Origin of the sequence: Algivirga pacifica (assembly GCF_039543525.1) — a bacterium.
In the GTDB taxonomy this organism is placed as follows: domain Bacteria; phylum Bacteroidota; class Bacteroidia; order Cytophagales; family Flammeovirgaceae; genus Algivirga; species Algivirga pacifica.
Map to the genome: position 1 here is coordinate 102445 of NZ_BAABJX010000021.1, position 11778 is coordinate 114222.

Consider the following 11778-nt stretch of genomic DNA (forward strand, 5'->3'; position numbering starts at 1 on the left):
GACATTGACCCTTGGCATGTCTCTACGGGTATATCGATTCTATTACTTTATACCTTTTACTTTTTTTACCTTTACTAGGTAGGGAATCCTCCTTTTCTAATCCAGTCGAAAAATGAAATACCGTTTCCGGTAACGTTACCGAAAACCGTATTTTTTCAACTTTAAGTGTGAAGTAGACGTTTTTGTGTTTTTTTGAGTATTTTTCAGGAAATCTGAAAGCGGTATTTTTTGAGAGATGAAAAAGAAAAGAACCACCATAAAAGACCTTGCCAGAAGGCTGGACATATCGGTCTCTACCGTATCCCGGGCACTGAGAGATGCTCCGGATATCAACCCTGCCACCCGTCAAGAAGTATTGGATCTTGCCCAGAAATTAAATTACAAAAGGAGTACCCTAGCCACTAGCCTGGTGAGTAAACGTACTTTTAACATAGGCGTGATTGTGCCCGAACTGTCTGTACCTTTTTTCGGACATGTGATTGCCGGAATACAAGAGACGCTTTTGAGTAAGGGGTATCAGATGATGATTTGTCAATCCTCTGAAAAGATAGAACAGGAACAAAAAAGTATAGAGTTACTCATGGACCATCATGTGGATGGTATTCTGATCTCGCCCACAGTAGAAACAAACCATCTGGAGCATATTAAAATGCTGAAAGAAGAAGAGGTTCCGGTTGTGCTATTTGACCGTACCCTACCGGAAGCTAATGGGATATTCTCTAGCGTAACGGTGGATGATGAAGAAGGCGCTTTTAATGCGACAACTCACCTGATTCATGAGGGGTATCAACGCATTGCCCATATCAGTGGACCAAAGCATTTACAAATTACACAACAACGACTGAAGGGCTATAAAGAAGCCTTGCGATTGCATAACCTACCCTATGTAGAGGATTGGGTAGTACACGGTGATATGCATTCCAATATTGGGCGTATCACCCAACAACTGCTAGCACTCCCAACCCCTCCTGATGCTATTTTTGCTATTAATGATCCAGTCGCTTTTCAGGTGTTGCATACCCTATTATCCATGAAGATTGATGTTCCTAAGGAAATAGGAGTGGTAGGATATACGGGATCGGACATGGCCAAATTGTACCATCCTACGCTAAGCACGGTACGTCAACCTGCTCAAAGTATTGGAAAGGAAGCTGCACTGCTTTTACTGGAAGAAATTGATTCCCTGTGGGATCGAAGGGTAGAAAAGCAGCCGTTTGTTTATAGAAACAGGGTATTGCCTACGGAGTTGGTGGTGGGACAATCTAGTAGGAGAAATTTTTAGAGCTTGTTTGGAACCACATCTTTTGGAATAAAATTCCTCTAATTTTGACTGAGAAAGTCCTGATTATCCCCAAATAGAACCACTATTAGGCTCAAATCAGAACTTTCTCAGTCAATTTATAGAAGTTTTATTCTCAAAATCTGGATTCCAAACAAGCTCTTAATGAAGAATGAAGAATTAATAATGGGTAATAATTCTTCATTCTTCATCAATACTCAATTTAGCAAAGCTATTACCTTCTGACTCTTCCTGCCATTACTAAGGACATTCCAGACAGTACTGGCCCATAAGCAATCAGAAACTCATCTCCCATATCTATCCATCCTGTATAAGTTGCTATCGTAATCCCCATTCCGACTACCACCAAAAATAATCCTACCCGGGTTAACGCTCTGGACTTTTTCTTTCTGCTCTCTTTGATCACTTGTCTTTGCAGCTCCTCATCAATAAATCGAACGATAATACGTATTTCTTCATCAGGCACATGGTGCTCTTCCAGCTCTGGCCTGATTTTATGCAATGGAAGCTTCTCTTCAATTACCTTTAGTAGGTAATGATCAATAATATCTGCTCGAGTCAGGGATTTATTTGGAAGTTTTAATGGCATTTGAATCTTATTTTAAAACTTACTAAAGTCTAATATTGAAAATTAATCACTAAGAGCTTGTTTAGAATACGTCTTCAGATAGAAAATTCCTCTAATCAGTATTCCAAACAAGCTCTAAGCCTTATCAAATCTACTTTCCAAATTGATAGTATAATCCTATCTCAGTATAAGTCTGCTTACTGTCCCAATGGACATATTCTAACATCATATTTCTTGCAGTTCCCAAAGAGCACTGTAGTCCTATTTTGTCTTTGACCAGCATTCCAATCCCTAGCTGTGGATTGAACGATGTTCCAAATGGAAGATCTCCAAATGGAGATAAAACGCCCATATTCATTCCTAAAACAGCTCCTGCATCAACCGACAATTGAAGAGAGGTATTCAATTGGTGAGTATACTTTAAAAATAAATAAGCATCAATACTACTCCAAGTCATTTCTGAAGTAGCTCCTTCCTTTATGATTCCTCTTTCCTCAATAGCACCTTCTTTTTCTATAGGCAAGAGGTATGATCCCTTCACTCCTACAGCCCAACGCTCATTGTAATAAGGTAAAACATAATTCACCTCTGCACTCAACGCAGTTACTTGTACCTTATCAAAGGTTGTAGCTACTTCTGCTTTGGCATTATTTAGTTGAATGTTTCCATTTCTCATCCCTACTCCTATACGATACTGCAATTTGGCATGTTCGCTTTTTTCGCTCACAACATAGGATACCCTTTCACCGCTACCTCCATTATATTTTTCAAAATAAATCAATAATGCCTTAGCGTCATAAGTTACCTTCTCCATTGAGTTGATAGAAAGCCCACTTACAGGAAGGTTTTTTAACAGCTGACTTCTAAATACATTATTTTCAAGTATTCTTGTTTTCCCATTCAATACCTTCTTATAACGCTTATACTGCAACTGTTCTACCTCGCCATTATCCAAACTATAAAAATACCAACGAGCATCGCTATTAACATACTCATACAGACTTGCTTTTCCTGTATATAGTAACTCCAAAAAGAGTTCTTGTTCTTTCAAGTTCAATTTTGCTTGATCGTTTAGATAAGCATCATCAATCTTTGGGAAAGCTGATTTCACCTTATATGCTTTAAATATTCTCCCTCCAAGGGTAAAGGCTTTAATCTCTGTAGGACCTACTTTCTGTGTTGTTTCAGAACCCTGAATTTTATAAACAATGGCCTCAGGTGTTTCTCTCCAATCCATATCCTTGATTAGACACTCTAAAGAATCTCCCTGATTATTAATAATTATCCCTTCCTTAAAAACTGCTTGCCCTAATGCATAATACTGAATGCCCAAACTTAAGACAAGTACCAAAAAATGTTTCGCTGATTTCATAAATAAAAAATGTATGATTAATGAATTATGATATTGTTACAAGGTCCAATCAATCCCCAATGACCAATGAGAGGGGTTAAAGTTCAGGTGAAATATCCCCTCTTCACTTCCCTTAGTCTTCGTGTAAGCCACACCTCCCAGTCCAATCGTACAAGACAACGACTTGGTGAAGTAATAACTGACTGCAGGCTCAAACATGGCTCCCATTGCACTGCTCGATATGGTCGGCGTTTGTTCGATAAAGTGAGGAGCTTGTTCCAGATTAGCTATATTCATATAATCGGGCAATAGCGTCTTTCCTTCCATTACGGCAGTATACGTTGTATTTTCAATACTATAGTACTGTGCGTTCAGTAATAAATGACCATAAAAGCGGTGCCCCAAGTGTTTGGATGTACCCAATCGGAGCGTGGGAACATAACCTATCGTCCCTACATCCGTTAGCGATTCTATATAATAATCATTTACCAATAGCTTATGAGTCGATCTACTGGATTCATTGATATAATACAATCCAACTCCTGCAAAAAAGCCCTTGAGAAAATAATAATCTGCACTAACTCCTAATTGCGCATTCTCAGAACTCGTATACGTTTTATTCTTCAAAAAACCATCGTTACTGTTTTCTTCGGTATAGCTCCCTGAAACCGAAAAACGAAGGGTATGTTGATCAATCTGCGCTATACTGTTAGCACTCAAAAACAACATAATAGTCAAAAAAAATAATGAAGCTCTTCTCATGAAATATTGTAATAAAAAGTTATATATAATTTAAGTGATAATTCTTAGTTTGATTCTACCTCCTGATAACGCTGATCCAATTCAACTGGATGAAAAGCCGGATAGACGACCAAAGCGATCAACATAACCAATAACATATAAAAAGGAATATTATTGAGGGTGATTGCCCTTCCAAGCCCCAGGAAAACAGCATACATACAACCTATTCCTACAATGGTATAAACCCACACCGGACGCTGTGTAAATCGAAATAAAGCCGCAGAGAATAAAGTATACCCTGCCCTTAGTAGCCTAGGAATCGTTTCCCTCTGATTATCTGTAATGAACCATTGCACTGTACCTAGTATTCCCAAAGCCGCTACAATCAATGTCCATGTATTGGCAAATTTCTGATGCTCCTCTTTGCGTTCTTCCCTTGTCATTGGGTTTTCTTTGCTCCAAAGAAATTTCGTAAAAATAAACACTATAATATTGATTCCAGGTAAAAGAAGTAACATATAAAACCAGGTCGCTGGTCGCTCGTACTTCCTACACCATTGAATAGATAGATGGGTCACGAAAGTCGTCACAAAAAGAATAAAAACGATGTATTGAATTCCCTCGCCCAACACGATTGGAAATGCATTATACTTTTCACTGGTCATTGAATAAAACTTGTAAAAAGTGACACCTAGCATCGCATACATAAAACAATAGTGCTGCAAGAATAGCTTTGTTGACAGCGCTGTTTGATTTGGTGCTCTAAAAAATGACCTGATGGTTATCTCTGAATTTCTAAAAAATGCTTCTGCATACATCAAGAAGGTGACTGTCAACACTATATTCAGGAAGGATATTCCCATAAAAAGTACTTCCCTAAAACTCCCTTGAGAAGAGAAACTTACGACCATATCAAAAAACATATAGTACCAAGCATTCAGAGACATAACACTCATCCCTAAAACTACCACTCCTGCACCTGAAAGTGCTCCTTTCTCCAATCGATTCTTTACAAAAAATAATAGAAGATAAATCAACGCCCTGGAAACAAATGCAAATGGGACCTGAAGGATACTATGTCTATCAGGGAGTAGTTCGAAAATAGAGGATAAAAGTGCTGAAAGTCCTACTGCATTCAAAAACCGATCATACTCTATCATGGATAAGCATATGGAGACCATCAATAATATCCCAAATTTTTTGTATGCTTTTTCTTTTAAGAATGAAAAGCCAACAAATAGGCTCATGATCAATGCTGAAAAGAACACATACAGGATAGGGTTTTCATACGCTTTGATTTCGTTCGTCGACCAATCGATGTCTCTGGAAATAAACGCAGACATCAGCCTTAAAAAAATAAAAATCACAAGAGATACGATCAGTATTTCCTGTAAGTTTCTTTTAGAAAACTTGAAATAATTCATGGATTAAAAAGTTTAAAATGACAGAATTATAGCAATTAAAAACATATCGAAAGCATTCTATTCTCCGCAATCCTGAGGAGTATTCGCTGGCATATAACGATAATTGCTCTTGAAATTATAATGCCACCATTCGGTACGAATACTTCTGAATCCTGACGCTTCCAAGGTTTCCTTCAATAGTTTTCGATTGGCTAGTACCTCTTCTGACAAAGCCGTATAATCATGATGGGCTTCTTTTCCAAAATGGTCAAAATCTGTCCCCATATCCACTGGAGTTCCATCCAGTTTCTCTATAGTCAAGTCTACCGCCAGACCACGGTTGTGTTGTGAACCGTTCTTATAAGGATTGGCTACGTATTGGGGATTGGGGTATATGTCCCACATTTTTTTCTGTATATCCAAAGAGCGGTAACAATCAAATAAGCGGATGCGGTATCCTTTTTCCATAAATTGCTTGTTAGCCTCTACCAATGCCTTGGCTGCTTCGTAACGCAATTGGCACTTGTCACAATCGTATACCTTTTCCTTTAAGAAATTATTGGTGGTCGCATACCTCATATCGTAAGCGAAGTCTTCGCTCAAGGTGGACAGATCAACAATCGTAGAGTCTGAAATGGGTGATTTTTGCGCCATGGCAGGAAGGGTAAGCAATAGGAAAAAAATAGTCTGTAATATTGTCCGCTTCATTTAAGTATGAGTTTTCAATGATTAATTTTCAATTATCAATGTGAAATTTATTAAAAATTGAAAATTAATCATTGAAAATTAAAAACTTATTTCTTTTTCCAAAGGTTATTGATCAGCTTCTTTCCTTTCTCCTTATTCTCTTCCACCTTCTTTTTGGCGCCATCAATATCACCTTTCTTGACATCATCCACCACTGACTTGGTCGCATCTTTCACTTCTTTAGTCGCTTCCTCTTTAACCTTGTCTACTTTTTCCTGAGCGGCCTTGCTCATCATAGGTGTTACCTTAGGGTCATCATAGTTTCCACTTACTTTGAAGTCTGCTTTAGTGATGCCCAGCTTACTCATGGAAGTTTTACTCACATCCATTTTCACCAGGTAGTCTAATTGTCCTTCCAGTGTATTGTATCCACTAACATTGGTAGGAATCCCGCCCATGGTGAAACTAAATGGATCAACCAGCAATTTGCCATCCTCAATATGGAAGTTTGCCGCAATGCCCTTTACCTCTGGATCTTTCAGTTCCTTTACTTTTGCCAAACTACTGATCGTATTCAGCGTTTGAACATCCTTAATCGCTGCCTTAGTCACTTTCAGCAGACCGCCTCCAACAATAGAGTTCAAATCTGGGCTGAAATCAGGATTGATCTTACCACTTAGGCGCATACCAGTAGAGAAATCGCCTTGCATATTCTCCGCAATAGGAGCATATTTCTGAATCGTTGATACATTTTTATACGCTTCTCCAAAAGCCAATTGGCTAGCATCAAAATTAAAATCAAAGCGAGGATCTTCCGGGTTTTTGGTATCGTATGCTCCAGAAGTAGTTACTCTCCCGCCAAGCGTATTCATGGATACCTTATTCAATTTTACGATACCATCTTTAACCGTCATTTTCCCAACCAAGTTATCCATAGGTACATCCGTAAACAATACCTTATTGATTTTCGCATCAAACGTCAGGTCCAGATTCTGAGGGATAGCCACAATCTCCATAGCTGTGGTATCTGTTGGCGTCTCTTCTGCTACTACTTCTTCCTCTTCCTCGCTCATCCATTCGTTCAGGTCCAATACTTTTCCTTGGTAGGTCAGGTTTCCTTTTAGCACTTCATCTTTTAGTGCAAAGCCCATATAATTATAAATAGAGCCAGTCACATTCATGTCACTCTTGCCCAATGTTCCCTGATAGTTTTCCAGCTGTACCTTCTCCGGCGTTAGTTTCACCTTTGCTGCAGCGATACCAAATCCTTGTGGCAAATCATTGTTCTGGAAATACAAATCATTGATCCCCATCGCACCGTTTGCCTTAACAGAAACATTGGTTTCATCAGACAGCAATCCTTCTACTTTCAATTGAGAGTCAATAACACCCTTTAGGGTCGTGCTATCCAGGGGGTAAATATGCTGTACAGTTTCCAGATCAATCTTACCGTTCAAAGCCAGCTCATACTTATCCATATTGGAGAAACGGAAGGAACCATGTACCGGGTTATTCTCTACCTCCAAATGAAATTTACTCATATCCACCAGCGTATGATCAGTAATTCCATCGGTATTTTTCAAAACCAAATCTACCCCTACTTTTTCTACTGCAGACGGTAATCCTTCATATTGGAAGAACCCATCTTTCAGGTGCAACTGAATATCAAATTGAGGGATCAATGTTTCCGTCATAGCCCCGTGGATGCGTCCATCAAAATGGAAGTCTCCTTTCGCTTTTAACTCATCAAAATGATTCTGATACATTCCCGGTACCAACGACAGTAAACTCTTGAAGTTATTATCCTTGGAATGGAAACGGATATCCATTGGAATATCGTTCTCTGGCATGGCCAACCACCCCTCTGCATAAGCCGTAAAATCATTCACCTTCGCATAGTTATCCTTGAACGTAAATTTCATGCTATCCAGGTTCATGCCCATTGTCACTTCGGCAATACCCTTGGCTTCACTCATGCATTGTATGCCATCATAATTGATCGACATGGAAGCGATTTCCGTTTTGGTCACCATATCAAATACGGCCTGCTCAAAATTCCCGCTTCCCTGATGGTTCAGGCCTTTTAAACTTACTTCCATCGGGAAAGTCGCATCGGAATAGAACAACTCCCCATCGGTAATGCTCCAACCGTGGATCTTGATCACCGGAGTTTCTCCCGTTGCTTCCTCCTCTACCACTTCCTCTTCTCCCGTTTCCTTGACGATATCATAATTGGCCGAGGAATCTGCCAAGACCAAGACGTTAATCTTCGGTTCTATTAAATCTACTGCCTTGATTTCAATTTGCTCTCCAGAAAAAACACTCGCTACATCCAAGGTTAATGAAAAGTCCTTCACGTACATCAACGTATCCTTTTCAAAAACTCCCTTTCCGCTAATCGCAAACTCATAAATATCTGCCGTCACATCCGGAAAATGGGTAAACATGGATAGGGACAAGTTATCTGTAGAAAAATGCACCTTAGCATTTAGGGTAGCATCAATTTGCTCCTGTACCGCTGCTGCAATCTTATCCTTAAAAAAGAAAGGGATTGCTGCCAGGGCACCTATAAACAAGCCTATAATGACAAGTAGGGTGATCAGTATTTTTTTCATAGTTTTAGTTCTTATCGTCAACACTTACAGTAATGAACACTGTTTTGTACAATTCTTTGGATAAAGATAAAAGGATTCTGTGAAAATACATGATATCACAGTTATGAGTTATGAGTTATGAGTTATGAAAATTAAAACACTAATACCCAACCCCCAGCACCTAACCCCTAATTTTTCTATCTGTATATCAGGGTATAACCCTATTCGTACTGTATTTTTCATATAAAATGTTGTTAGAACTATTGGCATCCTCTATATTTGCCATCGCAAAACGGCATTTAAGGCCGCTTGCCGCTCTCATAGCTCAGTTGGTTAGAGCATCTGACTCATAATCAGAGGGTCACAGGTTCGAGCCCTGTTGAGAGCACTAAGAACATGTTTGAAACCACATCTTTTGGTATAAAACTTCTCTAATTTTGTCTGAAAAACTCCTGATTTTTCACCCAATAGAACCACTATTCGGTTTAAATCATGATTTTCTCAGCCAATTTATAAAAGTTTTCTCCTCAAAATCTGGATTCCAAACATGTCCTAAAAGATACCTAACGGACATAACCACCGTTATCGGTCCCATAGCTCAGTTGGTTAGAGCATCTGACTCATAATCAGAGGGTCACAGGTTCGAGCCCTGTTGGGACCACGAAAAATCACCTCAAATCGTTGAAAATCAAGGATTTGAGGTTTTTTTATGCCGTTGGGTCTAGTGAGAGGTCAAGTGAAATACGGTAAAGGGGTTCTGATTTGGGAATGAGGAAGTTAGGAGGAGGGTGAGAGGATTTGGGGATTTTTTTGTAAAATTAGAGGAGTGGGGTTAATTTGGATTTCACTATAGAAAAGAAATCAAAATAGTTTTATATATGGGAAAAACTATTCGTTGCTGGTATGTGAAAAATTATTTCACACTACAAATACTACATTTTTTTAATTATGCTCTACCATTCCTTCCTTTGGGAATTCCTGCAATACTACAAGCACAGTATGAGCATCATCCTTCCTACCCCGAAGACTTTGACACCTATGCGTTTATTTATATACTTATATATGGTGTTTTCTATCTGGCTTTCTCATCCAAAGCGATAATCTATAATAATTGCCGTTTACTCTTATCTGAAGAAGGGGTCTGCTTGAAAATAAATAAGCCTTTCCTGAAAGCCAGAAAGATTCTCCTTTCTAACGATATGAAGCTAGTGATTCATGAAGAAGTTGCGGGTCATAAACCATGGAGTATTAAGTACTTCACAATCGTAATATATGCCTACGAAGAACAGTTTACCCTCCGATTTAAAGGAACTTTATGGTCATTACGTACAACACAATTAAATGAATTGTATTCTTCCTTAAATGAGGCTGGGTTACAACGCTTAGCTGCTCCTCTAAGAAAATTCCTGATTATAACGTTTTGCTGAGCTAGGTTATATATAAAAAAATGCCATTAGAATTTTCTACTTTTAAAGTGCAAACAACAAAAGCGAGAAAAAACTAATGGCATCACAAGATAGAGAATCTAGAACAATCGTACTAAATATCTCCGTAGAAGATTATCTACAATTTATCACTCATAATGAATTTGCTCGAAAAAGTATTGAGAATCAATATAAATGCTTCCCTGAGTTATTTCCTGAATGCTTTCATAAGGGGTTCAAATTGAATGGTTATGAACGTGTATCCAAGAAAACAGGACAGCGTATGCGCCGCATATCGTCCAATGGTATTACTTACCGTATCCGCCCCAGTTTTCTGATGCCTTATAATAGAGAAGTGACTCCAGAGGTAGAAAAGGCTTTATTCTTAATCAAATTTGGTGTTCCTTTTTGGGCATTGGGAGCTGTTTTTGGTAAAAACCATATGTACTGGTATCGATTGTTTGTCTCTCTTTCAAGCTTCAGTTTAGTGGGTACGAGCATTCATAAAAAAGAAACTCTTCCAGAAAATCTTTTGTCTGATGAGTTTCACTCTAGGCAACAAGGAAATAAGGTCTACGTAGCTACGACGGTAGCACAAGAGTGTATATTAGGAGTTGAAGCTTGTTCTCAAGTCACGGCGGATGCTTTGGAAAAAGCCTATGGCGTATTTAAGAAAGAAGCTCGAGATTTAGATGCAACATATTCACCCAAAACAGTAAATACTGATGGGTGGAATGCTACGCAAATTGCATGGAAAAAGATATTTCCTTGTGTGGCTATCATTGAGTGCTTTTTACATGCTTTCTTAAAAATTAGGGATAGAGCAACAAAAGCCTTACAGCCTTCATTTCTTCAAGTAGCTGAAAAGGTTTGGAATATCTACCGATCTGATAATAAGAGATCTATGGGTCAGATGATCCGGAGACTCAAAGAGTGGACTCAAGAAAATGTGCCTGATAGTCCCATGAAGGAAAATGTTTTTAAATTAGTCAGTAAAAGAAAAAACTGGTTAAGACATCTTGATTTTGAAGGGATTTATAGAACGTCATCCCAATTGGATAGGGTAATGCGATTAATGGAGAGGCATGCAGTGAATTCTCAGAAATTTCACTCTACGGTGGAAGCAACAACGCTCAACTTTAGAGCATTAGCGTTGTTACACAACTTTACTCCATATAGTCCATGGACAAGAATTAAAAATGGTGGATATACGAGCCCTGTTCATAAGATCAATGGCTATACATATCATGAAAACTGGCTACAGAATTTATTGATTGCATCTTCATTGCAATAGTAAAAACTGTAGCTCAGCAAAACGTTATAATCAGGAAAATTCATATAAGCATGATATTCGAAGGAATATAATAAAACAGAAATCAAATCTTACATAAAGGGATTTATATGTACTGCATTCAACTCAAAAATGTAAATATTATGAAGTATTCATCGATAATGATTCTGATCTTGTTGTGTATCACAACTACGCCATTATTAAGTGATGATAGAATAGTAAGAAATCCTTCAAGTATCCCTCTAAGTTTATGTGATAATTTAAATGGTTTGTGGGTTTTACAAGGTAAGTACAAAAATTCTATCTTTTATTCAGATACTTTATCAAGAAGTTTTAGCAGTACAGGAGATACTATTTATAGTGAAGTAAAATAGCTTTGACGTTCATCAGGCTATTTTACTTCAATTTGGGGCATAGTC

At 38.3% G+C, this 11778-nt stretch carries 9 protein-coding genes and 2 tRNA genes; 5 read left to right on the top strand and 6 right to left on the bottom strand.

What is annotated here, in order from left to right:
* Positions 1-235: 235 nt before the first annotated feature.
* On the top strand, positions 236-1282 hold the full coding sequence (locus ABD985_RS06895; protein ID WP_345370359.1) for a LacI family DNA-binding transcriptional regulator: 1047 nt from the start codon (positions 236-238) through the stop codon (positions 1280-1282).
* A gap of 232 nt (positions 1283-1514) precedes the next feature.
* Here the strand turns inward: ABD985_RS06895 and ABD985_RS06900 are convergent, their stop codons facing one another.
* From ABD985_RS06900 to ABD985_RS06925, 6 genes are all read right to left on the bottom strand, one after another.
* On the bottom strand, positions 1515-1889 hold the full coding sequence (locus tag ABD985_RS06900; RefSeq protein ID WP_345370361.1) for a hypothetical protein: 375 nt from the start codon (positions 1887-1889) through the stop codon (positions 1515-1517).
* Between the two features lie 130 nt (positions 1890-2019).
* Positions 2020-3240 (bottom strand): hypothetical protein, encoded by a 1221-nt coding sequence (locus ABD985_RS06905; protein ID WP_345370363.1) that lies wholly within the window; start codon positions 3238-3240, stop codon positions 2020-2022.
* Between the two features lie 36 nt (positions 3241-3276).
* A complete protein-coding gene (locus ABD985_RS06910) occupies positions 3277-3981 on the bottom strand; it encodes a hypothetical protein (RefSeq protein ID WP_345370364.1) in 705 nt (234 codons plus the stop codon).
* A gap of 44 nt (positions 3982-4025) precedes the next feature.
* Entirely contained in the window at positions 4026-5384 is a 1359-nt protein-coding gene (locus tag ABD985_RS06915) for a hypothetical protein (protein WP_345370365.1), read from the bottom strand.
* 57 nt (positions 5385-5441) lie between these two features.
* Positions 5442-6071: a M15 family metallopeptidase gene (locus tag ABD985_RS06920; RefSeq protein ID WP_345370367.1), complete on the bottom strand. Its 630-nt coding sequence runs from the start codon at positions 6069-6071 to the stop codon at positions 5442-5444.
* 86 nt (positions 6072-6157) lie between these two features.
* Positions 6158-8665, bottom strand: coding sequence for an AsmA-like C-terminal region-containing protein (locus ABD985_RS06925; RefSeq protein WP_345370368.1), 2508 nt, complete (start codon positions 8663-8665; stop codon positions 6158-6160).
* 293 nt (positions 8666-8958) lie between these two features.
* On the opposite strand from ABD985_RS06925, the gene ABD985_RS06930 reads away from it, so the two are divergent.
* The 4 genes from ABD985_RS06930 (at position 8959) to ABD985_RS06945 (ending at position 11362) form a co-directional block, all read left to right on the top strand.
* Positions 8959-9032: transfer RNA gene (locus tag ABD985_RS06930), tRNA-Ile, on the top strand.
* Positions 9033-9231: 199 nt separating this feature from the next.
* Positions 9232-9305 (top strand) — tRNA-Ile (locus ABD985_RS06935).
* Between the two features lie 217 nt (positions 9306-9522).
* The gene (locus ABD985_RS06940; protein WP_345370370.1) at positions 9523-10071 is read left to right on the top strand and encodes a hypothetical protein; all 549 of its coding nucleotides are present in this window, start codon (positions 9523-9525) and stop codon (positions 10069-10071) included.
* Between the two features lie 76 nt (positions 10072-10147).
* Positions 10148-11362 (top strand): hypothetical protein, encoded by a 1215-nt coding sequence (locus ABD985_RS06945; RefSeq protein ID WP_345370372.1) that lies wholly within the window; start codon positions 10148-10150, stop codon positions 11360-11362.
* The last annotated feature ends 416 nt before the right edge of the window (positions 11363-11778 follow it).